This is a genomic window from Nonomuraea sp. B10E15, assembly GCF_039871615.1.
Classification (GTDB): domain Bacteria; phylum Actinomycetota; class Actinomycetes; order Streptosporangiales; family Streptosporangiaceae; genus Nonomuraea.
In genome coordinates, this window is the sequence record NZ_JBDPMB010000033.1 from 1 (window position 1) to 25215 (window position 25215).

The following is a 25215-nucleotide window of genomic DNA, read 5'->3' on the forward strand; positions in this document are numbered from 1 at the left end:
GGTACTGCACTCGGGAGGGTGTGGGAGAGTAGGTCACCGCCGGACAATCTTTGTGGAGGGGGTTCCGACGCTGAGCGCGTCGGGACCCCCTCTTTTTGTGTTGGGCCACCTCCGCGGCCAGGCCGCGTCGTGAGCGGTGGGGGCGGTCAGTAGGGTTGGGGTGTGGATTTTCGTGCGGTAGAACGCGCGATCATGGAGCGTGGCGTCGAGTGGGATTTCGAGCCGACGCTCGACAGGATCGCGGCCCTTCTTGACGTGCTCGGCTCCCCGCAGCGGGCGTACCCCGTCATGCACATTGCCGGCACCAACGGCAAGACGAGCACGGCGCGGCTGGCAGAGGCGCTCCTCAGGGAGCGCAACCTCAGAGTGGGGCGGTTCACCAGCCCGCACCTGGTGTCGATGCGCGAGCGGATCACCGTTGACGGTGCGCCGCTGAGTGAGGAACGGTTCGCCGAGGTTTACGAGGAGATCATCCCGTATGTCGAACTGACCGACACACAGGGGCGGCGCATCCAGTTCTTCGAGTTGCTGACGGCGATGGCGTTCGCGGCGTTCGCCGACACCCCGGTCGATGTCGCGGTCGTCGAGGCCGGGATGGGCGGCTCCTGGGACGCCACCAACGTCGCGGACGGCACCGTGTCGGTGATCACGCCCATCTCGCTCGACCACACCGATCGGCTCGGGCCCGACATCCCCAGCATCGCCGCGGAGAAGGCAGGCATCATCAAGGCCGGCTCCACCGCCGTGCTCGCCCAGCAGGAGCTGCCGGCCGCCGAGGTTCTCATGAGACGCGCGGCCGACGTCGGCGCCGTCGTGGCGCGGGAGGGGCTCGAGTTCGGGGTGCTCAACCGCGAGGTGGCGCTCGGAGGGCAACTGCTCACGCTGCGCGGGCTCAAGGGCGTCTACGACGAGGTCTACCTACCGCTTCACGGCGCCCATCAGGCCGGCAACGCCGTCTGCGCGCTGGCCGCCGTCGAGGCGGTGACCGGCGGCGACGACCCGCTCGACGTCGACCTCGTGCGCCAGGCGTTCTCCGAGGTCGCCTCGCCGGGGCGGATGGAGGTCGTGCGGCGTACACCGGCGGTCGTGGTCGACGCCGCTCACAACCCCGCCGGTATGCAGGCGACGTTGGAGGGGCTGCACGAGGCGTTCGACTTCGCGAAGGTCGTCGGCGTGGTCGCGGTCATGCGCGACAAGGACGTCGACGCCTTGCTGGAGTTGCTTGAGCCCGTGCTCGACGAGATCATCGTCACGCGCAACTCCTCTCCTCGGTCGATGACGCCACAGGAGCTGGGGGCCATGGCGGCGCCGGTCTTCGGGGAGGAGCGCGTGCACGTCGTCGACCGCCTCGATGACGCCATCGACCAGGGCATCGGCATCGCCGACGCCGAGGGAGAGTTCAGCGGCACGGGCGTGCTCATCACCGGGTCCGTGGTCACCGCGGGGGATGCGCGGCTGTTGCTGAAGGCGGATGGTTCGTGATGAACTTCGAGGTCACCCCAGGGATGCGGCGGCTCGGCGCCAGCGTGCTCGGCATGGAGGCGATCGTCGCCGGGCTGATCACACCCGTGGCGATCAGCGTCGTCGGGGTTGAGCCGTGGCTCGCGGTCACCGTCGGCATCGGCCTGGCCGTGTTGTGCGTGGTCGCCGCGGGCCTGCTCAAAAAGCCCTTCGGCTACGTTCTCGGGAGCGTCGTCCAGGTGCTGGCCATCTGCGCGGGCTTCCTCGTGCCGGCGATGTTCTTCCTCGGGGCGATCTTCGCCGCACTGTGGATCACAGTGATTATCGTCGCTCGCCGTGTCGAAGGCGCTACTACCCGCTAAAGTCGGCCTACATGGCCGTCCCCCCGATCCACCGGTCGCCGCGCCCGGCTGGCCCCAGGCTTCCATGGCTGCTCGATGCCGTGCTCGGGCTCCTCGTCGTGGCCGCGCTGCCGCTGGCGATCGTCGCGATCCCCAACACACTCTCCGTCGTCGCCAAGCTGCTGCCCGGCGACATCGACCAGATCGGGCTCATGCGCACTCACGGGCTCGCCCTGCCCGCGCTGATGCTCACCGTGCCGCTCGCCTCTGTGGCGTTGCGCCGGGTGAAGGCCGCGCACCTCTTGCTCGCCGGGTTGACGCTGGTGGCGCTCTCCGACGCCGCGGGCGGCTACGCCGGGTCTGAGCTGCTGGTCGGAGCGGTGCGCGTGGTGCGTGGCATCGGCGCGGGCCTGATCCTGCCCGCCACGCTCGCCGCCGTCTGGGATCGGGCTCGGGTGCTGCGCGCCCTGTGGGTGGGCACGTTCGGTCTGAGCCTGCTCGCGGCCCAGGCGCTGGCGCTCTGGCCGCTCGACGCGGTGAGCAGCTGGAAGGTGACGTTGCAGCCCTACCCGTTGGTGACGGGTGTGGCGCTCGCTCTGGCCGCCGTCCACCTCGTCGGATGGATGGTGCTCGGCCGGCCGTCCACGCAGGCGGCCGACGACGAGGACCGCGGCAGGCTGCTGCTGGCCGTCGCGCCGGCGGCGGGCATCGCCATCATGGCGATCAGCACCGCGAACGAAGGCTGGCGGGCGGTCCCGGTCATCGCGCTGGCCGGCCTGGCCGTCGTCGGGTTGCTGGTGCTGGCCTCATTCGGGCCGCCGCCGAACCGTACGCTGTCGTACTCGATGGTGGCGGTGGGCGTGGTGCTCCTGCCGAGCGCGGCGCAGGTCACGCTCATGGAGATGGGCGGGCTCGGCGGGCCGGGGCTGCGCGGGTTGTGGGTTCCGTTCGGGTTGGCCGGGCTGCTCGCCGGCGCGGCGGCTGTGGCCGTGCGGCTGTTCGCCGGGATCGCCGCGCGGTGGCTGGTGCCTCTGGGGCTGCTGGCCATGGTCGCGGGCTTGTGCTCGGTCAGGCTGGTCGTGCCCGCCGCTGACGGGCTGGTGTTGGTGGTGCCGTTCACCCTGCTCGCCGCAGGGGCGGCGGTGGCGCTGACGGCGGCGTCGCAGGAGGTGGGATTCGGGGCGGCGGTCTACGGGCTGTCGTTGTGCTGCGCCGGGGTGCTGGCGGGTTTCCTGCTGGGCACCGGGGTGCAGATGACGATGCTCGACGGGGTGCGCTCCGCCCAGGAACTGGTCGACCGCTTCGTCGGGGCCCTCCATTGGTGGGCGTTGATCGGCGGCTTCCTGCTGGTCGTGGTGATCGCGCTCACCTCGGTGATGGCCCGGCGGCAGGTGAGGGAGGAGGCGCCGTCCCCGCACGAGAGGACGGACGCCCGCGCGGCGGAGCGACCCTGCGCCGGAGGGCCCGCCGATGAGGGTGCTCGAGCCGGCACGCCCCCCGAGTCGGCCTTCGACACGGGCCGGCCGAGGTGGGGTGACGAGCGGCGGCCCGAGCCGCCGGCGGTGCCGCCACAGGCGCATTCGCCCGAGGACACCGCCTCCGCGTAGCGAAACGAGGGTGCGGCACGGGACGGTAAGCTGAGGGCCCTGTCATGGCGACGCGTGGGCCCGTGCCCCGCGGAGCGTTCACCGGGCCAGGTCCGGTGCCTGTCGCCGCGTCCCACTCTGTTCGAAGGAGAACATCAAGTGTCCGAGCGCACTCTTGTCCTGATCAAGCCCGACGGGGTCAAGCGCGGCCTCATCGGTGACGTGATCGCCCGCGTGGAGCGCAAGGGCCTCAAGGTCGTGGCGATGGACCTGCGCACCCTCGACGCCGACACCGCGAAGGCTCACTACGCCGAGCACTCCGAGCGGCCGTTCTTCGGCGAGCTCGTCGAGTTCATCACCTCCGGGCCGCTCGTCGCCATGGTGCTCGAGGGTCCGCGCGCGGTCGAGGCCTTCCGCGCGCTGGCCGGCGCCACTGACCCGGTCAAGTCGGCCCCCGGCACGATCCGGGGCGACCACGCCCTCGAGATCGGGGAGAACGTCGTCCACGGCTCGGACTCGCCCGAGTCGGCCGCCAGGGAGATCAAGATCTTCTTCCCCGACCGTTTCTAGCCGTCTCCCCCTTTCCTGCCGTGCCCGCGTAGCTTTTCGCTGCGCGGGCACGTGGTCTTTTCGACGGTTTCTTTACGGGGGCGCGAGCAGAGTTTTGTCGGAGCGTTCCCATAGTCTTGCCCGCGGTTGGGTGTTGAGACGTCACCGCGGCCGGTCGGATGTTGTGGTGCAATCCGGGCAAAATTGCGGTTGAGGTAGGGGCTGGAGATTTTTGAGGGGCGCGGGGGCTCATTGCGCCCCTCGGTGGGTACGTCACGTTACGATTCGAATTCGATCCGTAGTCATTCGCATTGGACGTTACGGAGGGCTCCGTTCCCCATGGGCAGCAAGCTCGCGTTTCTCGGCCGCGACATGGCGGTCGACCTGGGCACCGCAAACACGTTGGTGTACGTGCGGGGCCGGGGCATCGTGCTAAACGAGCCGTCAGTCGTAGCGATCAACACCGCCACCGGCAAGATCGTGGCGGTCGGCATCGAGGCCAAGCGGATGATCGGCCGTACGCCTGGCAACATCGTCGCCGTTCGTCCGCTCAAGGATGGTGTGATCGCCGACTTCGACGTCACTGAGCGGATGTTGCGATATTTCATCCAAAGAGTGCATCGACGCCGCCACCTCGCCAAGCCGCGCATCATCATCGCCGTGCCCAGCGGCATCACCAGCGTCGAGCAACGTGCGGTGAAGGAGGCGGGATACCAGGCGGGCGCCAGGAAGGTCTACATCATCGAGGAGCCCATGGCGGCCGCCATCGGTGCCGGGCTGCCGGTGCACGAACCCACCGGAAACATGGTGGTCGACGTCGGCGGGGGCACGACCGAGGTGGCGATCATCTCGATGGGCGGCGTGGTCACCAGCCAGTCGATCCGGATCGGCGGCGACGAGCTCGACCAGGCGGTGATCTCGTTCGCCAAGAAGGAATACTCACTGATGCTCGGCGAGCGCACGGCCGAGGAGATCAAGATGGCGATCGGCTCGGCCTGCCCCAACGGCGAGGAGTCGCACGCGGAGATCCGCGGCCGCGATCTGGTCAGCGGGCTGCCCAAGACCATCATCGTGTCGAGCGAGGAGATCAGGAAGGCCACCGAGGAGCCGGTCAACGCGATCGTCGACGCGGTCAAGACCACGCTCGACAAGTGCCCGCCCGAGCTGTCCGGCGACATCATGGACCGCGGCATCGCGCTCACCGGCGGTGGCGCCCTGCTCAAAGGGCTGGACGAGCGGGTCAAGGTCGAGACGGGCATGCCCGTCCACCTCGTCGACAACGCGCTCGACTCGGTCGCCATCGGCTCAGGCAAGTGTGCGGAGGAGTTCGAGGCGCTCCAGCAGGTCCTGGTTCCGGAGTCGCGACACTGATGAGAGACTCCAACCGTGCCCGGCTGATCCTGGGAGCGCTGCTGGCGGCGGCGCTGGTCATCCTGACCATCGACCATCGCACGGGCGACAACTCGCCGCTGCAGCCGCTGCGAGCGGCCGGCGCCTATGTGTTCGGCACGGTGGAGCAACTCGGCGGCGGCGTCGTACGCCCCATCGGCGGGTTCGTGCAGGCGCTGGTGGCCGCGCCAGGCGCTCAGGAGCGCATCGACGCCCTCAAGGCGGAGAACGCCAAGCTGCGGGCGGGGATGCTGGTCGGCAAACTCGACTCCGACCGGGCCAAGGAGCTCAAGGATCTGCTCGGCCTTGCCGGTGCTGGCGGATACAAGGTGGTGCCGGCCAACGTCGTCGCCCGGCGGGGAGCGCCCGGGTTCGAGGACGCCGTGCAGATCGACGCGGGCACCAGCGACGGCGTGCGTACGGAGATGACCGTGCTCAACGGCGAAGGGCTGGTCGGGAGGGTCATCCGCGCGTCGGCGCACAGCTCGACGGTGGTGCTGCTCAGCGATCCCGCCTCGGCCGTGGGGGCGCGGCTGGAAGGGGCCAAAGAGATCGGCGTCGTGCATGGGGTGGGCGAGCACGGGCGGCTCGTGCAGTTCCGGCTCCTCGACTCGACCGCACCGCTGACCAGGGGCGGGCGGATCGTGAGCTTCGGATCGCAGCACGGGAGGCCGTACGTGCCCGGCGTGCCCGTCGGGGTGATCGAGAGGGTGGAGTCGACGCCGGGAGAGCTGACGCGCATCGCCTACGCCAGGCCGTACGCGGATCTGACGGCTCTCGACGTGGTCGGTGTGGTGGTGGGGGCGCCCAAGCGTGACCCGCGCGACGCGGTGCTGCCCCCCAAGGAGAAGGCGCGGTGATCCGGGCGCCGGAAGGGATGACGGTTCTGAGGCAGGAAGGGGCGTCGTCGGGCAGGGCGTACGCCCGGTCCGGTGCGGTCGTCGACGGGGAGGGGTCGCGGTGATCGGGGGGTTGTCCGTGGTGATCGCGTTGCTGGCGCAGGTCATGCTGGTCAACCGGCTGCCGCTGCCCGGCGGGGGCGCGCCTGACCTGGTGCTGCTCGCCCTGATCGGGACGGCTCTGTCGCGTGGGGCCGCGTCGGGCGCGATGGTCGGGTTCTTCGCCGGGCTGCTGGTCGACGTCATGCCGCCGACCGCACACCTGCTCGGCCAGTACGCGTTCGTGCTCGCGCTCGTCGGCTACGTCGCAGGGCACGGCGCGGGCGGGCCGGTGACGACCGTCGTGCTGTGCGTGCTGATGGCGCCGCTGCTGGCGGCCGGCGTGGGCGGGCTGATCTCCGATTCCCGGGTGACGATGTCCACGCTGACCGAGCAGGTGCCCGTCACCGTCGTCTACACGTTGCTGGTCTCGCCGATCGTGATCTGGCTGACCACGCGTGCCGGGCGGGCGAGGTTCTCGACATGATGAGGATGCGGGCGCGGCTGCTGGTGCTGCACGTTCTCGTGTTGACGCTGCTCGTCGTGCTGGCCATGCGGTTGTGGCAGGTGCAGGTGGTGCGCGGGCAGGAGTTCGTGACGCGGGCGACGGAGACCCGGACACGCACCGTGATCGTGCCGGCCGTGCGCGGGCAGATCCTCGACTCGTCCGGTCGGCCGCTGGTGCGCAACAAGACCGCGCTGGTCGTGTCCGTGGACCGTACGCGGCTCTCGAGGATGCCCGACGGCGGCGTGAAGGTGCTGCGCAAGTTGTCCGCGGTGCTCGACAGGCCGGTGGCGCACCTGCAGCAGCGCATCACGCCGTGCGGGCCCGGGATCGCCAAGCCGTGCTGGACGGGCTCGCCGTACCAGCCGGTTCCGCTGGACGAGAAGGTCGACACCCGTGAGGCGCTGCAGATCCTCGAGCGGCAGGAGGAGTTTCCCGGGGTCACGGCGGAGATCCACTCAGTCAGGCAATACCCGGGAGGCAGGGCGGGCGCCCAGATGCTCGGCTACCTCCAGCCGGTCACCGAGGCGGAGCTGGAGAAGCGCGAAGGGCTCAAGGCCAGCTTCTCGGGGGTGGACCTCGTCGGGCGTGACGGGCTCGAATACGTCTACGACGAGGCGCTGCGCGGCAAGGCGGGGCTGCGCAGGGTGCAGGTCGACCGGATGGGCAAGGCGCTCGGCGTCGAGGAGCAGACCACTCCCATTCCGGGCGACCACCTGGTCACCAGCATCGACTCGCGCGTCCAGAACGTGGTGGAGAAGGCACTGGCGCGGGCCATGAAGTCGGCGCCGGCGGCCGACGGCGGGGCCGGGGTGGTGCTCGACGCCCGCACCGGGAGGGTCGTGGCGCGGGCCCGCGCCCCCGGCTACGATCCGGCGATCTGGGCGGGCGGGATCTCGGCGCGCGGGTACCAGTGGCTGATGTCGGAGAAGTCCGGCAAGCCGCTCGTGTCGCGGGCGATCAACGGCCAGTTCGCGCCGGGTTCGACGTTCAAGGTCTCGTCGGTGACCTCCATGCTGCGGGCCGGCTACCCGCTCAACGGCAAATACAGCTGCCCCGGCTCGGTCATGGTGGGCGGACGGGCGTTCAACAACTTCCGCGGCATCCCCCTGGGCACGCTCGACCTGCACATGGCGCTGGTCAAATCATGCGACACGATCTTCTACCAGGCCGCGTTCGAGCAGTATATGAAAGACGGCGGCCGCAACCCGAAGAAGACGCCGAAGGAGGTGTTCGCCAACGTGGCGAGGTCCTTCGGCTTCGGCGAGCCGACGGGTATCGACCTGCCGGGCGAGTCGTCGGGGCGCATCCCCGACCGGGCGTGGAAGAAGGACTTGTGGAACCGCACCAGCGCGGTCAACTGCGAGCGGTCGCGTAAGGGCTATCCGGAGGTCAAGGACCGTGCGCGGGCGGAGTTCCTGAAGCGTCTCGCGCTGGAGAACTGCACCGAGGGGTTCCTGCTGCGTCCGGGTGACGCGGCCAACTTCTCCATCGGCCAGGGCGACGTGCTGGTGACGCCGCTCCAGCTGGCCAGGGCGTACATGGCGCTGGTGACCGACGGAAAGGTGCGCAGCCCGCGCATCGGTTGGGCGCAGGTGAGGCCCGACGGCAAGGTGGTCAAGACCATCGACGTGCCGGTGGTGGGCAAGCTGCCGCTCAGCGAGAAGGAGCGGCGCTACATCAAGAACGCGCTCAGCCAGGTGCCCTCCGACGGCACCGCCGCGGGCGCCTTCGCCGGATTCCCGATGAACAAGGTACGCATCGGCGGCAAAACCGGAACCGCCGAGGTCTGGGGCAAGAAGGACACCGCGTGGTTCGCCTCGTTCGCACCCACCCAGAACCCTCAGTACATCGTGGTCGTCATGATCTCTCAGGGCGGGATGGGCGGCTCGGCGGCGGCGCCGGCCGCGCGCGAGATCTACGAGGGCATCTACGGCATCAAGCGGCCCCCGGCGGTGCCCGGCGGGCGGTTGACGACGCGGCTGCCGACGTTCGCGCCTGACGGAACGGTGGCAAGGGGATGACGGGCCGCACGGCCGCCGTCCGGCGCCCCTCGCTGCTGCGGCGGGTGGCAGGCGAGAACTCGGCCGTGCGGCGCTTCGACGGGCTCATGCTGGTCGCGGTGGCCGGGCTGTGCGTGATCGGCACACTGCTGGTGTGGTCGTCCACCCGCACCTGGGCGCCGGGGGCGACGGGATTGGTCAAGAAGCACCTGCTCAACCAGGCGCTGGGCGTGGTGTTGTGCGGCATCGTGGCCTCTGTCGACCACCGGGCGATGCGGGCGTACGCGCCGCTGGTGTTCCTGATGTCCCTGGTGGGACTGGGCCTGGTGATCACCCCGCTGGGCGCGACGATCAACGGCTCGCACTCGTGGATCCTGCTCGGCGGCGGGTTCGCGGTGCAACCGTCGGAGTTCGCCAAGGTGGGCCTGCTGCTGATCACGGCGATGCTGCTGGCGCAGCCGGCGGAGGGGTCCGACCGGCCGCGCGGGTTCGACGTCGTGCTGGCGCTGCTCGCCGCGGCGCTCACGATCGGGTTGGTGATGCTCCAGCCCGACCTCGGCACGGCGATGGTGCTGGCGGTGATCGCGGCGTCCGGGCTGATCATCGCGGGGGTGCGAAAACGGTGGATCGCGGCGCTGACGATGGTGGCGGGCGCCGGCGTGTTCGCGGTGTTCTACTTCCAGTTGCTGGAGCCGTACCAGGTGGCGCGGTTCACCGCGTTCGTCGATCCCAGCGTGGATCCGCGGGGCGTGGGCTACAACAGCACGCAGTCGCTGATCGCGATCGGCTCGGGACAACTGCTGGGCAAGGGCCTGCTGGGCGGCGGGCAGACGACCGGGCGGTTCGTGCCCGAGCAGCACACCGATTTCATCTTCACGGTGGCGGGGGAGGAGTTCGGCTTCCTCGGGTCCGTCACCGTGGTGCTGCTGCTCGGTGTGGTGCTGCTGCGCGGGCTGAAGATCGCCAGGCAGTGCGAGGACCGGTTCGGGACGCTGGTCGCGGGGACGATCGTGTGCTGGTTCGCGTTCCAGATGTTCATCAACGTGGGGATGACGATCGGGATCATGCCGATCACCGGGTTGCCGCTGCCGTTCGTGTCGTACGGCGGCACGGCCACGTTCGCCAATCTCATCGCGGTCGGGTTGTTGCAGGCCATCAGGGTGCGCGGTCATTCGTTCACCTGAAGGCCCCTGGAGGGCGGAGCATCGGCCCGGGACCTGTCACCGTCTGAACGCCGCTACCCTTGACGGTATGCCTGTCGAGTCGATTTTCCACCGCCTGGAAGCGTTGCTGCCGAAGGTGCAGAAGCCGATCCAGTATGTCGGGGGCGAGCTCAACTCGACCGTCAAGGACTGGGACTCCGCCGAGGTGCGGTGGGCGCTGATGTATCCCGACGCCTACGAGGTGGGCCTGCCCAACCAGGGCGTGGCGATCCTCTACGAGATCCTCAACGAACTGCCGGGCACGCTGGCCGAGCGCACCTACGCGGTCTGGCCCGACCTCGAGGCGCTCATGCGCGCCGAGGGCATCCCGCAGTTCACCGTCGACGCGCACCGGCCGGTGCGCGCCTTCGACGTGCTCGGGGTGTCGTTCTCGACCGAGCTCGGCTACACCAACATGCTGACCGCGCTCGACCTGGCCGGCATCCCGCTGACGGCGGCCGACAGGGGCGACGACGACCCGATCGTGCTCGCGGGGGGCCACGCGGCCTTCAACCCGGAGCCGATCGCCGACTTCCTCGACGCGGCCGTGCTCGGCGACGGGGAGCAGATCTCCATCGCCATCTCCGAGGTCGTCCGCGAGTGGAAGGCGGAGGGCCGCCCCGGCGGCCGTGACGAGTTGCTGATGCGGCTCGCCGAGTCGGGTGGCGTCTACGTCCCCAAGTTCTATGACGTCGACTACCACCCTGACGGCCGCATCAAGCGGGTCGCGCCCAACAAGGCCGACGTGCCGTGGCGGGTGCACAAGCACACCGTGATGGACCTCGACGAGTGGCCCTACCCGAAGAAGCCGCTGGTTCCGCTGGCGGAGACGGTGCACGAGCGGTTCAGCGTGGAGATCTTCCGCGGCTGCACGCGCGGTTGCCGGTTCTGCCAGGCGGGCATGATCACCCGGCCGGTGCGCGAGCGTTCGATCACCACGATCGGCGCCATGGTCGAGAACGGCGTCAAGGAGTCCGGCTTCAACGAGGTCGGCCTGCTGTCGTTGTCGTCGGCCGACCACTCCGAGATCGCCGACGTCGCCAAAGGCCTGGCCGACCGCTACGAAGGCACCAACACATCGCTGTCGCTGCCCTCGACCAGGGTCGACGCGTTCAACATCGATCTGGCCAACGAGTTCTCCAGGAACGGCAGGCGCTCGGGCCTGACGTTCGCGCCCGAGGGCGGCTCCGAGCGCATGCGCAAGGTGATCAACAAGATGGTCACCGAGGAAGATCTGATCCGCACGGTCACCACGGCCTACTCACAGGGGTGGCGGCAGGTCAAGCTCTACTTCATGTGCGGGCTGCCCACCGAGCAGGACGAAGACGTGCTCGGCATCGCCGACCTGGCCAAGAAGGTCATCAAGGCGGGCCGCGACATCACCGGCAGCCGGGACATCCGCTGCACGGTCTCCATCGGCGGTTTCGTGCCCAAGCCGCACACGCCGTTCCAGTGGGCCGCCCAGGCCGACCACGAGACCGTCGATCGGCGGCTCAAGGCGCTGCGCGACTCGCTCAGGGGCGACAAGCAGTACGGCAAGGCCATCGGTTTCCGCTACCACGACGGCAAACCCTCGATCGTCGAGGGTCTGCTCTCGCGCGGCGACCGCCGCGTTGGCGCCGTGATCCGCGCGGTCTGGGAGAGCGGCGGCAGGTTCGACGGCTGGAGCGAGCACTTCTCCTACGAGCGCTGGATGGCGGCGGCCGAGCAGGCCGGCGTCGACGTCGCCTGGTACACCACGCGCGAGCGGGAAGAGAACGAAATCCTCCCGTGGGACCATCTCGACGCCGGGCTCGACCGCGAATGGCTCTGGCAGGACTGGCAGGAGGCCGTTACCGGCGGTGAGGTCGAAGACTGCCGCTGGACCCCGTGCTACGACTGCGGAGTCTGTCCCACCATGGGGACGGAAATTCAGATCGGCCCTACCGGGCGAAAACTCCTTCCTCTGACGGTGGTCTAGCGCGCTCAGTGGGCGAGCCGTGTCACGGCGTACACGTACACACGCCGGCGCGGCTTATCCTGAGTGGAAGGAACTCTTACAAGGGAAGGACGACAAGCTCTGAAACCTGTTCCCGAAGGGCCTCCGCCCGCGCCCACGGTGCAGCGCCTGCGTGTGCGTTACGCCAAGCGCGGCCGCCTGCGCTTCACCAGCCACCGCGACATCTCGCGGGCCGTCGAAAGAGCGGTCCGCCGTGCCGGCATTCCGGTGGCCTACAGCGCGGGCTTCTCGCCTCACCCGAAGATCTCCTACGCGGGCGCGGCGCCGACCGGCGTCGCCAGCGAAGCCGAATACCTCGAGATCGGTGTTACCACGCCGTGCGTTCCGGAGCAGGTCAAGTCCGGCCTCGACGGGTCGTTGCCGCCCGGGCTCGACGTGCTCGACGTTGTGGAGGCGGGGCCTGGTGGTCTGGCCGACCGCTTGGAGGTCTCCGACTGGGAGGTGCGGCTGCCCGGTGCCGACCGCGAGCTCGCCGAGGTGGCGGTGGAGAAGTTTCTCGCGGCAAGCACGGTGGACGTCGAGCGCCTCACCAAGAAGGGCCCCCGCCGCTTCGACGCGCGGGAGGCCGTCCTGAGGCTCGTGGTGTCCGAGGGAACAGACAGAACCGCAGCTCAGGTGCATGGACAACCGTGTGTCATACTGCGCATGGTTGTTCGGCACATGACGCCTGCCGTTCGACCCGACGATGTGCTCACAGGGCTGCGCCTTGTGGCCGACTTCGCGCCGCCGGTTCCCCCCGAGGTGACCAGGCTGGCGCAGGGGCCGCTCGACGCCAGCACCGGTGCGCTTGCCGACCCGCTCGACCTGGACCGCGACACGACGCGCGGCGGCGAGGCGGGACCGGCGGGTGAGCACGTCGCCGGTTAAGGAAGTGCCCTGCGCGAGCCGGGCACGACCGTTGACAGGACTTGGCGCCGGCGCCTCCTCATCGGGGGAGCCGGCGGACAACGAGACACGAGGGCTCCTGCGCGGCGCGGCGACGCGCCCGGGAGCTGACGGGAGAGCGCCCGCATGCTCGACAACGAGCCCAACGCCGGGGCCAATGGCCCTGACGGGGAGACAATTGAACAGCCCGAGGTGACCAGGCGTCGCCGTTCCGCCAGCCGGCCCGCGGGTCCGCCGCCGGAGCCCGACGAGCCTGCCTCAGTCCCGGTCACCGTCGCAGCCGCGCAGGCGGCGCCGTCGGTGGCTGAGGTGCAGCCGGTGCAGATCAACGCCGTGCAGCGTGCCGCCGGTGAGCCCGCACCCGAGATCGTCGCGGAGACCGCCGCCACGAGGGCCGCGCCCGCGAGCGCCGATCGTCCCGGCACGGCCGGCGGCGCTGACACGGCCGGAGCTCCGAGCAACGGCGACACGGCCGACGGGGTTCGAAGCGCCGGCGACACTGGCGAGGCCGCAGGCGCCGGCGGCACGGTCGCTGAGGCCACGGCCGGTGGCACGGTTGCCGGAGCTCCCGACGCGAACGGTGGAGGGATGAGCGCCGCAGGTGCCGCTGACGCCGGCACGGTCGAGGGTGCGCCGGCGGCCGAGAAGCCCAAGAGGGCCACGCGGACACGGTCCACGGCCACGACGACGCGCCGGCGTACCACGAAGAAGGCCGCGGAGGCGGAGGCCGAAGAGGCGGGAGCGCTCCCCGAGAGCGCGGCGCCCGCCGAGGAGGCCCCGGCGAAGCGGCGCAGGACCCGCAAGAAGGCTGAGCCCGAGTCCGGCGCGGTCGCCGAAGAGCCGGACGGCGTGACGCCCGCCGGTGGCGCGGTCGCTGTGGGCGCGCCCACAGGCGGTGCCGAGGCCGCCGCCCCGTTCGGCACGGACGAGGGCGCCGGCGGCCGTGACACCGAGGACCTGGCCGCTGACGTCGCCGCCGTGGCGGCCGGCGAGGCCGAGGTCTCGCAGGCCGGCGCGCGGACGGCGGTCCCGGCGGACGCACGGGCCGGTGCGGGGACGGTGTCCGAGGCCGAGGGCCCGTCGGCCACGGCATTCGAGGCCGGGCGTTCCGGGGGGGACGTCGAGGTGGCGCCCTCCGGCGCGGACGTGGCGCCTTTCGCGGCCGCCGGCGCGCAGGACGGCACAGGGGACGACGAGGACATCATCGAGATCCTGCCCGAGGACGAACCGCTCGACGACGAGCCCGCGGGGGAGGACCTCGACGAGGACGTCGACCGTCCGAGCCTGCTCGCCGACCCGTTCGGGCTGACCGCGCGCAGGCAGGACGAGCCGGGCGCCGCCTTCCAGCGCCCCGCGGCCATCTTCGCGCCGTTGTTCCAGGCGCCCGATCCCAGCAAGGCCAAGCCGGCCGTCACCAGGCGAGCCGAGCCTCCGCAGCCGGTCGCCGAGCCTGAGGAGGCGGAGGAGCCGGTCGACGAGACCGCGAACGAGGACGAGCCCGACACCGACACCTCCGACGAGCAGGAAGAGGAGGGCGGCGGCCGTCGCCGTCGTCGCCGTCGCGGCGGCAGGGGCCGTGGCAAGTCACGCGAGCGCGACGAGTCCGAGGACTCCGACGAGCAGGAAGAGGACTCCGACGAGGGGCAGAGCGAGGAGTCTCAGGAAGAGGAGACCTCCAGCTCGCGCCGCCGCCGCCGGCGCCGGCGCCGTGGCACGGACGAGGGCGTGGAGCCGGCCGGCGACGACCCACCGAACACGGTGGTGCGCATCCGCGCGCCGCGCTCGGGACGTTCGGCCGGGCTCGACACCGCCACTGACGGCGTGCAGAGCGTGCGCGGCTCGACCAGGCTCGAGGCGAAGAAGCAGCGCCGCCGCGAGGGGCGCGAGCTCGGGCGCAGGCGCCCGCCGATCATCACGGAGTCGGAGTTCCTGGCCCGCCGCGAGTCCGTCGACCGCATGATGGTGGTGCGCAGGCAGGGCGACCGCACCCAGATCGCGGTGCTGGAGGACGGCGTGCTCGTCGAGCACTACGTCAACCGCGAGGCCAGCCAGTCCTACGTCGGCAACGTCTACCTCGGCAAGGTCCAGAACGTGCTGCCCTCGATGGAGGCGGCGTTCGTGGACATCGGCAAAGGCAGGAACGCCGTCCTGTACGCCGGTGAGGTGAACTTCGACACGGCCGGTCTCGAAGGCCAGCCGAAGCGCATCGAGTCGGCGCTGAAGTCGGGCCAGTCGGTGCTCGTCCAGGTCACGAAGGACCCGATCGGGCACAAGGGCGCGCGGCTCACGTCGCAGATCAGCCTGCCAGGCCGCTATCTGGTCTACGTCCCCGACGGGTCGATGACCGGCATCAGCCGCAAGCTGCCCGACAAGGAGCGCGCACGGCTCAAGAGCATCCTGAAGAAGGTCATGCCGGAGAACGCCGGCGTGATCGTGCGCACCGCCGCCGAGGGCGCCTCGGAGGAGGAGCTGGCCCGCGACGTGGCCCGCCTGTCCGCGCAGTGGGAGAACATCCAGAAGAAGGCGAAGTCGGCCAGCCCGCCCGAGCTGCTGTCCGCCGAGCCCGACCTGACGATCAGGGTCGTGCGTGACGTGTTCAACGAGGACTTCACCTCGCTGGTCGTGCAGGGCGACGACGCCTGGGACACCGTCGACGAGTACGTGAAGTACGTCGCGCCGCATCTGGGCGAGCGCCTGTCGAAGTGGGACGCCGGTCAGGGTGACGTGTTCGAGTCGTACCGGATCGACGAGCAGCTCGCCAAGGCGCTGGAGCGCAAGGTGTGGCTGCCGAGCGGCGGCTCCCTGGTGATCGACCGCACCGAGGCGATGACGGTCGTCGACGTCAACACCGGCAAGTTCACCGGCCAGGGCGGCAACCTCGAGGAGACCGTCACGCGCAACAACCTGGAGGCGGCCGAGGAGATCGTCCGCCAGCTCAGGCTCCGCGACATCGGCGGCATCATCGTCATCGACTTCATCGACATGGTGCTCGAGTCCAACCGCGACCTGGTGCTGCGGCGCATGCTGGAGTGTCTGGCCCGCGACAGGACCAAGCACCAGGTGGCCGAGGTGACCTCGCTGGGGTTGGTCCAGATGACCCGTAAGCGGGTCGGTCAGGGCCTGCTGGAGGCGTTCTCGACGGTCTGCGACTGTTGCAACGGGCGCGGCCTGATCATCTCCACGGAGCCGGTCGAGGCCAAGCCGGAACCGCGCGGCACGCAGGGCAAGATGGCCGTGGAGAAGGCGGTCGCCGACAAGGTTTCCGCGGCGAAGGTCTCCGGCAACCGTGATACTGTGACCGGTGCGCTTGAAGAAGTCCCCGCTGAGGACGACCAAGCCAGCCAGACTTCCGGCAGGGGGCGGAGACGCTCCCGCCGAGCCAAGTCAGCCGAGTAGCTTCGGCAGACTTCCGACGTTCCGTCCGGTTCGCCTAGGGCGCCGTTAATCCGGTACCCTGGTGAATCGGTGCGTCAGGTGACGTGCCCTGTTGGCGCGCTTACTCGGTTCGTCGGTTTTGACAGGCCGAATGACAGGCGCAGCATTCGGAGTCAGCGGCCATTCCCGCGCGGGGTGGCCGGGGTTCGCAGTGCAACAGTGAGTCAGTAGAAGGGTTCCGCGGTGTACGCGATCGTTCGTTGCGGCGGCAGGCAGCAGAAGGTCTCCGTCGGTGACGTCCTCGAGGTGGACAAGGTCGCCGGCGAGGTCGGCTCTTCGGTTTCGCTGCCGACGGTGCTCGTCGTCAACGACGGCGATGTGACCACGGAGGCGGGCAAGTTCACGGTCAACGCCGAGATCCTCGGCGAGACCAAGGGCCCCAAGATCCGCATTCTCAAGTACAAGAACAAGACCGGTTACAAGAAGCGCCAGGGTCACCGCCAGCGGTACACCCAGGTGAAGATCACCGGCATCGACCAGGCCTGATCGGGAGTTTGAGAGATGGCACACAAGAAGGGCGCGTCGTCCACCCGGAACGGCCGTGACTCCAACGCTCAGCGCCTGGGCGTCAAGCGCTTCGGCGGCCAGCTGGTCAACGCGGGCGAGATCATCGTCCGCCAGCGTGGCACCCACTTCCACCCCGGCGACAACGTGGGGCGTGGCGGCGACGACACGCTGTTCGCGCTGGCCGCCGGTCACGTGCAGTTCGGTGTCAAGCGCGGGCGCCGGGCCGTCAGCATCGTTCCCGTCACGGAGTAGTTTCCTCCCGGGTTTTCGCCGCCAAGGGGTGGATCGATCGAGTGTCGATCCACCCCTTGGCGTTGTGCGGGGATGTTCTGCGGCCCCGCGCTTGTTGAACAGGCGACCGCCCGGCGTGAGGACTGCCGCCGGGCTCGTTGACGCAGTGGAGATGCCCCTGCCGGGGTGATGGAGAGGGTGCTTGATGCCGGACTTCGTGGACCAGGTGGTCCTGCACATCAAGGCCGGTGACGGGGGGAACGGGTGCGCCTCCATCCACCGGGAGAAGTTCAAGCCGCTCGGCGGCCCCGACGGGGGCAACGGCGGGCGGGGTGGCGACGTCGTCCTCGAGGTCGATCCCAACACCGCGACCCTGCTCGACTACCACTACCGCCCGCACCGCAAGGCCGGCAACGGCAAGCAGGGGCAGGGGTCCAACCGTGACGGCGCCAACGGCGACGAGGTGGTCCTGTCCGTGCCCAACGGCACGGTGGTGAGGGACAGCGCCACGGGCGAGGTGCTGGTCGACCTCGTGGGGGTCGGCACGCGCTACGTGATCGCCCAGGGCGGGCACGGCGGGCTGGGCAACGCGGCGCTGGCCACCACCCGGCGCAAGGCGCCCGGGTTCGCGCTGCTCGGCGAGCCGGGCGACGAGCTCGACGTCATGCTGGAGCTCAAGAGCGTCGCCGACGTGGCGCTGGTCGGGTTCCCCAGCGCCGGGAAGTCGTCGCTGATCGCCGCGCTGAGCGCGGCCAAGCCCAAGATCGCCGACTACCCGTTCACCACGCTCGTCCCCAACCTGGGCGTGGTGACGGCCGGCGACACCGTGTTCACCGTCGCCGACGTGCCGGGGCTGATTCCCGGGGCGTCGCAGGGCAAGGGCCTCGGGCACGAGTTCCTGCGCCACGTCGAGCGGTGCGACATGCTCGTGCACGTCATCGACTGCGCCACCATGGAGCCGGGGCGCGATCCGATCACCGACTACGAAGTGATCGAAGCGGAGTTGCGGGCGTACGGCAAGCTCGACGACCGGCCGCGGCTGGTCGTCCTCAACAAGGCCGACGTGCCCGACGCCAGGGAACTGGCCGAGATGGTCGCGCCGGAGTTCGAGGCGCGAGGGCTGCGGGTCTTCACGATCTCGGCCGCCACGCACGACGGGCTGCGCGAGCTCACGTACGCCATGGGCGAGTGGGTGGCCGCCGCCAGGGCCGCCAAGCCGGTCGAGGAGCCCACGCGGCTGGTGATCCGGCCCAGGCAACTCGGGGACGCCGGCTTCCGGGTGCGACGGGTCAACGACAACCTGTTCCAGGTCACCGGCGAGAAGCCGGAGCGGTGGATCAGGCAGACCGACTTCAGCAACGACGAGGCCGTGGGTTATCTCGCCGACCGGCTCGAACGGCTCGGGGTGGAGGAGGAACTGGCGAAGGCCGGCGCCCGTGCGGGGGTCGAGGTGGTCATCGGGCCCATGGAGGGCGGCTACGTCTTCGACTGGCAGCCCACGCTCCACGCCGAGTCGGTACGGCAGGGTCCGAGGGGCTCCGACGGCCGCCTCGGGTAGGCCCTCTTCTGGTGTGCCCGATCCGTCCCTGCCGGGCGGGTGCCCGCGCAGGGCGGTGGCGGCGGGCGGCAGGTGCCTTCGGGACGCTCGTGGGCGGGGAGCCTGGTCCGTGCCAGGTGTTGGTCCCGTGGTGGATCAGTGTGGCGGGTCGCGGTTGTTCCCGTCCCGCTGGGGCTTGTGTCTGGCTCCGAGGGCTTGTCCGCCGGGGGGGCACGGCGTGATGGCGTCCGGCGTGCGACGGTCACGACGAGGGGCCGGCTGGAGGCCGCCCCTGCCCGGTCAAGGGCGGAGGGTGGCTTCGGCGCCGCCGTCGGCGTAGAGGATCTGGCCGGTCATGAACGCGTTGTCCGGGCTGACCGTCCAGGCGAGCAGGGACACGATCGCGGAGACGGGCCCGGGGAATCCGAGGGGCTGGGGCATCATGGAGGAGACGAGCGCGCGGGTGGCCGGATCGTCCAGGAACATCGTCCTCGCCGACTCCGTGTCCACCACGCCCGGTGCGACCGCATTGAGCGGAATGCCGGCCTCTGCCCAGGCAGGGCTGACGGCGGCCCGGCGGAGCCAGCGGTTGAGCGCCAGCTTGGTGGACGGGTAGACGATGCGCCCCCGGCCGGCCTCGACGGCGGTCGTGACGGCGGCCACGGCGGCCTCCTCGTCCATGGACAGGCACGCGCCGACGATGGAGTCGTCGGCGGCCACGATCGCGCTCAGCGAGGAGACGGCGACCGCCCTGGGCCGGTCCGATGCGGCCAGAAGGGGCCGGAGGCGCTCCAGCGTCGCGATCGTGCCGAAGAAGTTGAGCCGCGCGGTGAGCGGCGACGGGGCGGCGCTGCCGGCCACGGCGATCAGGCCGTCGACCCGGCCGTCCGAGGCCGCCGCCACCCCTGAGGCGAGCTGTTCGCGGCCCTCCGGGGTGGTCAGGTCGGCGGTCACCTCGGCGTCGCGCACGTCGCAGCGGATTACCCGGTCGCCGCCCTTCTCCAGGTGGTCTGCGGTGGCGGCGCCGATGCCCGACGCGGCCCCGGTGACGACGTAAGTACGGATTCCCATGGACAAATTACTATATCGAATGAATAGATACAGTCAATGTAGTAATGTGGCGTCATGGCGGACGGGCTGAGGGAGCGGAAGAAGCGGCGTACGCGCGAGGCGCTGACAGCGGCGGCGGTGGAGCTGTTCCGGCGGCAGGGCTACGAGGCGACGACCGTCGCCCAGATCGCGGCCGCGGCCGACGTGTCGACCAGGACGTTCTTCCTGCACTTCCCCACGAAGGAGGACGTCGTCCTGTCCGACGCCGGCACGCGGGTCGAGCTGGCCGTACGGACCATCGAGGGGCGGAGGCCGGACGAGCCGCTGCCCGACGTGCTCGCCACGGCGGTCGAGCGCATGATCAGCGAGGTCGCCGGCTCTGACCTGGCCACCGGGATGGCCGACGTCCGGGTGGAGCTGACGCTGACCGTCCCCGACCTGCAGGCCCGGATGATGCGGCGGCTGCTGGACGCGCAGCGGCGCGTCGTCGACGCGTTGTGCCGGAGCTATCCGGAGGAAGACGACGAAGTGGTCGTCGGCGCGATGGTGGGGGCGATGATGGGTGCGGTGACCTCGGCGGCCGCGTACGCGCTGCGCCGGGGTGACACGCCGGAGGAGGTCACCGCCGCCATGCGCGCGGCGGCCGGGCGCGTCGCACGTTCCAGCAGCCGATAAGCTGCCAGACGTGCGGGAACAGCTCAGCTCGGCGTCCAAGGTCGTGGTCAAGGTCGGCTCCTCCTCGCTCACCACCCCCCAGGGCATGATCGACGTCGACCGGGTCGACGCGCTGGTGGATGTGCTGGCGGCGCGGCGCCTGGCCGGAACGCAGATCGTCCTGGTCTCCTCGGGAGCGATCGCGGCGGGCCTCGGCCCGCTGGGGCTGACCGCGCGACCACGTGACCTGGCCACCCAGCAGGCGGCCGCGTCCGTCGGGCAGGGTGTGCTCGTCGCCCGCTACACCTCCTCCTTCGCCCGCTACTCCCTGCGCGTCGGCCAGGTGCTGCTCACCGCCGACGACATGATGCGCCGCGCCCACCACGCCAACGCCCAGCGCACTCTCAACCGGCTGCTCGAGCTGGGCATCGTGCCCATCGTCAACGAGAACGACACGGTGGCCACCGACGAGATCCGCTTCGGCGACAACGACCGCTTGGCGGCGCTGGTGTCGCACCTGATCCACGCCGACGCCCTGGTGCTGCTGTCGGACGTCGACGCGCTCTACGACGGCCCGCCGAGCCGCAGCGGCTCGCGCCGGCTGACGGAGATCCGCGGCGCCGGCGACCTGATCGGGGTCGAGCTCGGCAGGAACGGCGCGGCCGTGGGCACCGGCGGCATGGTGACCAAGGTGCAGGCGGCCAGGATCGCCACCGGGGCCGGAGTGCCCGTGGTGCTCACGGCGGCCGCTCACGCGGCCCAGGCGCTGAGCGGAGCGGACGTCGGCACCTACTTCCACCCCGGCGGCCGCCATCCCGGCACGCGCCTGCTGTGGCTCGCGCACGCCACCACCGGGCGCGGCCGGCTCCACCTCGACCAGGGCGCGGTCGACGCCATCGTGGGCCGGCGCAAGTCGCTGCTGCCGGCAGGGGTGACGTCGGTGGAGGGCGAGTTCGCCGCCGGCGACCCCGTCGACCTGTGCGAGCCGAAAGGTCTCGTGGTGGCACGCGGCCTGGTCAACTTCGACGCTGCCGAGATCCCCGGCCTGCTCGGGCGCTCCACGTGGGAGCTGGCGAGCACGCTGGGTCCGGAATACGAGCGCGAGCTGATCCACCGTGACGACATCGTCATACTGGAAGCCCACAGTTGAGAGCCGGATGCCCGACCGACGGGCCCCGGTGACGAAGGACGGACGGGGCGCCGGGCGCCCCGGGCAGCGGAGCGGAGCGGAGCCATGAGCACAGAGTTCCTGAAGGTCGCCCACGCGGCGCGAGAGGCCGCCGCCGAGCTGGCCCCGCAGCCTCGGGCGCCGAAGGACCGGGCGCTGCGCGCCATCGCCGACGCGCTGGTCGCGCACGCGGCGCCGATCCTCGAGGCCAACGCCAAGGACGTCGAGCAGGCCAGGTCCCAGGGCACGGCCGAGGCGATGATCGACCGGCTGCGGCTCGACGAGGCCAGGATCGCGGCCATCGCCGAGGCCGTGCGGCAGGTCGCCGACCTGCCCGACCCGGTCGGCGAGGTCGTGCGCGGCGCCACGCTGCCCAACGGCCTCGAGTTGCGCCAGCTCAGGGTGCCGCTGGGGGTGATCGGCATCATCTACGAAGGCCGGCCCAACGTCACCGTCGACGCCGCCGCCCTCTGCCTCAAGAGCGGCAACGCGGTGCTGCTGAGGGGCTCGTCCAGCGCCCACTCCTCCAACGCCGCCTTGGTGCGGGTCATGCAGGACGCCCTGGCCGGCACCGAGGTCCCGGCCGGGGCCGTGCAGCTCGTCCCCGGGCTGACCCGCGACTCGGTCAAGGAGCTCATGCGCGCCCGCGGCCTGGTCGACGTGCTGATCCCGCGCGGCGGAGCGTCGCTGATCAACTCGGTGGTCGAGGAGTCCACCGTCCCGGTGATCGAGACCGGCGTCGGCAACTGCTCCGTCTACGTCGACGCCGACGCCGACCTCGACCTGGCCGTGCAGATCCTGGTCAACGCCAAGGCGCAGCGGCCCTCGGTGTGCAACGCGGCGGAGACGTTCCTGGTGCACGCCGACGTGGCCGACGCGTTCGTGCCCCGGGCGCTGCGGGCCCTGGCCGAGGCGGGCGTGACCGTCCACGGTGATGCGAGGATCGCCGCGTACGGCGAGGTCGTGCCGGCCACGGATGACGACTTCCGCGCCGAATACCTCTCGCTCGACATCGCCGCCGCCGTCGTCGGCTCGCTGGAGGAGGCGGTGGCCCACATCAGGCGCTACGGCTCCGGCCACACCGACGCCATCGTCACCAGGTCGCAGGGGGCCGCCCGCAGGTTCGTCGCGCTCGTCGACTCGGCGGCCGTGGCGGTCAACGCCTCGACGAGGTTCACCGACGGAGGCGAGTTCGGCTTCGGGGCGGAGATCGGCATCTCCACACAGAAGCTGCACGCGCGCGGCCCGATGGGGTTGCCCGAGCTGACGTCCACCAAGTGGATCTACACCGGTGAGGGGCATTTGCGCACGTCGGAGGGCACGGTGGTGGCCGGTTAACCGGCGTGTCGGCATGGCCGGCGCCTGACGACGCGGCTTGACTGGGGGCATGGAAATTGTCGTCGCCCTCGCCCTCATGGCCGCGGTGTTGTTCGGCGCCGACCGGCTGCTGCTCCGGCTGGAGAGCCGTGGCCGGGTCAACTGGCGCAGGAACAATCGCAGGCGGCTGTCCGAGGCGCCCACAGCCGAGCTCGACAGCATGTTGTCCGGCGGGCCGGCCACTCACGCGCGCCATTAACCTTCGGCGTGCCTCACGCGGTGACTCGCGTCACGGCGCTAGGGTTGTGTCCCTTATGGGCGCGCCGGGCGGGGAGGGACGGTGAGCAAGCTCGGCAAGGTGGGGCCGTACACCCTGGTCGAGCGGCTCGGCCGCGGCGGCATGGGAGAGGTCTATCTCGCCTCGACCCGTCGTGGCGAGCACGTCGCACTGAAGGTCCTGCACGACCTTGCCGAGGACGAGACCTCGCGCATCAGGCTGGAGCGCGAGGTCCGCGCGCTGCGCAGGGTCGAGAGCCCCTACGTCGCCAAGGTCCTCGACGCGGACCTGGGCTGCGCGCGCCCCTACCTGGTCATGGAGCACATCGAGGGCGCCACGCTGCTCGACCGGGTACGCCAGAACGGCCCGCTCGACGACGCCGACCTGGTCGACCTCGCCCAGGGCATCGCGGCGGCGCTGGCGATCATCCACGCGGCCGGAGTCGTCCACCGCGACCTCAAGCCGGGCAACATCATCATGGGCGCCGGCGGGCCGGTCCTGATCGACTTCGGCATCGCCCAGGTGCTCGACGCGACCCGGCTCACCATGACGGGCACGTTCCTCGGCACGCCCGGCTACACCGCGCCGGAGATCTTCGCCGACGAGCACGTCGACTCGCCCGCCGACGTGCACGCGTGGGCGGCCACGGTGGCGTTCGCGGCGACCGGGCGGCCGACGTTCGGGCGGGGCACGGCCGAGGCGCAGATGTACGCGGTGCTGAACGGGCAGGCCGACCTCAAGGGCGTGCCCGTGCAGCTGCTGCCCCTGCTGCGGGCGGCGCTCAACAGGGAGCCGGGCAAGCGGCCGACGGCGGCGTTGCTGGCCGATCGGCTGTCGCGGCTGGCCAGGGCGGCGAGCGGGGCCGATCAAGAGCCCGCGGCGAGCGGTGGGCGGGCCGTCGAGGCGGCCGAGGAGGCCGGCAAGGGCACGGCCGTGCGCAGCCGCACGACGGAGGACTCGGCGCGCGGACGGGCCGGCGGCACGGGTGCGGACGGCAAGGTGCCCGCGCCGCGGGGCCGTACGAGCGCCGACGGCAAGGGCGCGGCGGCGCGCAGCCGTGGCAACGCGGACGGCGCGGCGGTCCGGAGCCGGGCGGCCGGGGACGGTCCCGCGGCGCGCAACCGCGCGAACCCGGACGGTTCCGCCGCGCGCGGCCGGACAGGCGCTGACGGTGCCTCTGTTCGTGGCCGCGCGGGCACGGACGGGGCCGCGGCGCGGAGCCGGGCGAGTACGGACGGTTCCGCGCGGAGCCGGACAGGCGAGGACGGGGTTGCACGGAACAGAGCGAGTACGGATGGATCCGCGCGGAGCCGGGCGGGTGCCGATGGGGCCGCGCGGAACAGGACGAGTACGGACGGGGCCGCACGCAACCGGGCGGGCACGGACGGAGCCGCGGCACGGAACCGCACGGACGGGGTTGCTGCGGCGCGGAGCCGTGTCCAGGCCGAAGGGAAGGTGCCCGCGCCGCGGAGCCGAGCGAGCGTCGACGGCAAGGTCACGGGGCCGCGCGCCAAGGTGACCGCGCCACGTCAGCGGACGGCGGCGGCCGTACGCGCGAGGGCCGCGACCAAACCGCAGGACAAGCGGAAGACGGGCCTGCGTTCCGAATCGTCCACCACGCTGCCCGCGGGCAACGGCGCCCTGCTGCTGCTCGCCGCGCTGGCGGTGCCGTGCGTGGTGACCTCGGTGATCTGGCCGATCGCCTCCATCGCCATCACGACGGTGCTCGTGGTGCTGACCAGGACCCTCTGGATGAGCCACTGGCTGGTCAGGAACCGCAGCTCACGGGCCACGCGCGTGGCCCTGCGCGTGCTGCTCTTCCCGCTCGCGCTCGCGGCGGCGGCGACGACGGCCGCCGTGTGGCCTGGCGTGCCCGTCGCGGTGGCGTCGGGCGGGGCGCTCTGGGCGACCGGCGGGGGTCAGATCGACGCTGACTGGTGGCAGCAGCCGGCGCCGGTGACCGTGGCCGGCGTGGTGTTCGGCATGTTGTGCGGTGGATTCGCCGGGCGCGAGATCGAGCGCATCGGCCAGCGCCTGCCCGATCTGCGCAGGGAAGGGCTGCGCGCACTGGCCGTGCTGGGCGGGTTCGTCGCCCTGTGCGCGGCCGCCGTGCGCGCCATCGCCCTGCTGCTCTGATCCGCCGTCGCCGTGCGCGGCGGATCACGCGGTCGATCACGCTGA

General features: G+C 71.0%; 21 protein-coding genes. 20 read left to right on the plus strand and 1 reads right to left on the minus strand.

All coding sequences use genetic code 11. The features are described from left to right. The first annotated feature begins 192 nt into the window (after positions 1–192). From ABGB14_RS46135 to obgE, 15 genes are all read left to right on the plus strand, one after another. Positions 193–1482 carry a folylpolyglutamate synthase/dihydrofolate synthase family protein gene (locus ABGB14_RS46135; RefSeq protein ID WP_347650321.1) on the plus strand — a complete coding sequence of 430 codons (1290 nt, stop codon included), beginning with the start codon at positions 193–195 and terminating at the stop codon, positions 1480–1482. Then, complete coding sequence (locus tag ABGB14_RS46140) at positions 1482–1823, plus strand: DUF4233 domain-containing protein (RefSeq protein WP_347650322.1); 342 nt, start codon at positions 1482–1484, stop codon at positions 1821–1823. Before ABGB14_RS46135 ends, ABGB14_RS46140 begins: the two co-directional genes overlap by 1 nt. Positions 1824–1834: 11 nt before the next feature. Next, on the plus strand, positions 1835–3409 hold the full coding sequence (locus ABGB14_RS46145; protein ID WP_347650235.1) for a hypothetical protein: 1575 nt from the start codon (positions 1835–1837) through the stop codon (positions 3407–3409). A gap of 138 nt (positions 3410–3547) precedes the next feature. Further along, positions 3548–3958: a nucleoside-diphosphate kinase gene (ndk, locus tag ABGB14_RS46150; protein WP_020546379.1), complete on the plus strand. Its 411-nt coding sequence runs from the start codon at positions 3548–3550 to the stop codon at positions 3956–3958. Positions 3959–4276: 318 nt separating this feature from the next. Further along, a complete protein-coding gene (locus tag ABGB14_RS46155; protein WP_347650236.1) occupies positions 4277–5308 on the plus strand; it encodes a rod shape-determining protein in 1032 nt (343 codons plus the stop codon). Then, a complete protein-coding gene (mreC, locus tag ABGB14_RS46160; RefSeq protein ID WP_347650237.1) occupies positions 5308–6186 on the plus strand; it encodes a rod shape-determining protein MreC in 879 nt (292 codons plus the stop codon). The genes ABGB14_RS46155 and mreC overlap by 1 nt, the downstream gene beginning before the upstream one ends. A gap of 100 nt (positions 6187–6286) precedes the next feature. Next, the gene (mreD, locus tag ABGB14_RS46165; RefSeq protein WP_347650238.1) at positions 6287–6751 is read left to right on the plus strand and encodes a rod shape-determining protein MreD; all 465 of its coding nucleotides are present in this window, start codon (positions 6287–6289) and stop codon (positions 6749–6751) included. Continuing rightward, the gene (mrdA, locus tag ABGB14_RS46170) at positions 6748–8793 is read left to right on the plus strand and encodes a penicillin-binding protein 2 (RefSeq protein WP_347650239.1); all 2046 of its coding nucleotides are present in this window, start codon (positions 6748–6750) and stop codon (positions 8791–8793) included. The genes mreD and mrdA overlap by 4 nt, the downstream gene beginning before the upstream one ends. Further along, complete coding sequence (gene rodA / locus ABGB14_RS46175; RefSeq protein ID WP_347650240.1) at positions 8790–9956, plus strand: rod shape-determining protein RodA; 1167 nt, start codon at positions 8790–8792, stop codon at positions 9954–9956. Before mrdA ends, rodA begins: the two co-directional genes overlap by 4 nt. Positions 9957–10023: 67 nt before the next feature. Beyond that, positions 10024–11934, plus strand: a complete 1911-nt coding sequence (locus ABGB14_RS46180; RefSeq protein ID WP_347650241.1) for a TIGR03960 family B12-binding radical SAM protein — start codon at positions 10024–10026, stop codon at positions 11932–11934. Positions 11935–12087: 153 nt separating this feature from the next. Then, the gene (locus tag ABGB14_RS46185; protein ID WP_347650242.1) at positions 12088–12840 is read left to right on the plus strand and encodes a TIGR03936 family radical SAM-associated protein; all 753 of its coding nucleotides are present in this window, start codon (positions 12088–12090) and stop codon (positions 12838–12840) included. A gap of 318 nt (positions 12841–13158) precedes the next feature. Continuing rightward, positions 13159–16254, plus strand: a complete 3096-nt coding sequence (locus tag ABGB14_RS46190) for an Rne/Rng family ribonuclease (RefSeq protein ID WP_347650243.1) — start codon at positions 13159–13161, stop codon at positions 16252–16254. Positions 16255–16476: 222 nt separating this feature from the next. Beyond that, positions 16477–16779, plus strand: coding sequence for a 50S ribosomal protein L21 (rplU, locus tag ABGB14_RS46195; RefSeq protein WP_132638318.1), 303 nt, complete (start codon positions 16477–16479; stop codon positions 16777–16779). 15 nt (positions 16780–16794) lie between these two features. Continuing rightward, complete coding sequence (gene rpmA / locus ABGB14_RS46200; protein ID WP_132516546.1) at positions 16795–17052, plus strand: 50S ribosomal protein L27; 258 nt, start codon at positions 16795–16797, stop codon at positions 17050–17052. A gap of 184 nt (positions 17053–17236) precedes the next feature. Beyond that, the gene (gene obgE / locus ABGB14_RS46205; protein ID WP_347650244.1) at positions 17237–18589 is read left to right on the plus strand and encodes a GTPase ObgE; all 1353 of its coding nucleotides are present in this window, start codon (positions 17237–17239) and stop codon (positions 18587–18589) included. Between the two features lie 279 nt (positions 18590–18868). Here the strand turns inward: obgE and ABGB14_RS46210 are convergent, their stop codons facing one another. Continuing rightward, the gene (locus ABGB14_RS46210) at positions 18869–19639 is read right to left on the minus strand and encodes an SDR family oxidoreductase (protein WP_347650245.1); all 771 of its coding nucleotides are present in this window, start codon (positions 19637–19639) and stop codon (positions 18869–18871) included. 54 nt (positions 19640–19693) lie between these two features. Here ABGB14_RS46210 and ABGB14_RS46215 point away from each other — a divergent pair, with 54 nt between their 5' ends. The 5 genes from ABGB14_RS46215 to ABGB14_RS46235 all read left to right on the plus strand — a co-directional run bounded on the left by ABGB14_RS46215 (position 19694) and on the right by ABGB14_RS46235 (position 25170). Continuing rightward, positions 19694–20293 (plus strand): TetR family transcriptional regulator, encoded by a 600-nt coding sequence (locus tag ABGB14_RS46215; RefSeq protein ID WP_347650246.1) that lies wholly within the window; start codon positions 19694–19696, stop codon positions 20291–20293. 1 nt (position 20294) lies between these two features. Beyond that, positions 20295–21422: a glutamate 5-kinase gene (proB, locus tag ABGB14_RS46220; protein WP_347650323.1), complete on the plus strand. Its 1128-nt coding sequence runs from the start codon at positions 20295–20297 to the stop codon at positions 21420–21422. A gap of 84 nt (positions 21423–21506) precedes the next feature. Further along, positions 21507–22778, plus strand: coding sequence for a glutamate-5-semialdehyde dehydrogenase (locus ABGB14_RS46225; RefSeq protein ID WP_347650247.1), 1272 nt, complete (start codon positions 21507–21509; stop codon positions 22776–22778). Between the two features lie 49 nt (positions 22779–22827). Continuing rightward, the gene (locus ABGB14_RS46230) at positions 22828–23016 is read left to right on the plus strand and encodes a hypothetical protein (protein WP_347650248.1); all 189 of its coding nucleotides are present in this window, start codon (positions 22828–22830) and stop codon (positions 23014–23016) included. 81 nt (positions 23017–23097) lie between these two features. Then, positions 23098–25170, plus strand: a complete 2073-nt coding sequence (locus ABGB14_RS46235; protein WP_347650249.1) for a protein kinase — start codon at positions 23098–23100, stop codon at positions 25168–25170. Positions 25171–25215 lie beyond the last annotated feature (45 nt).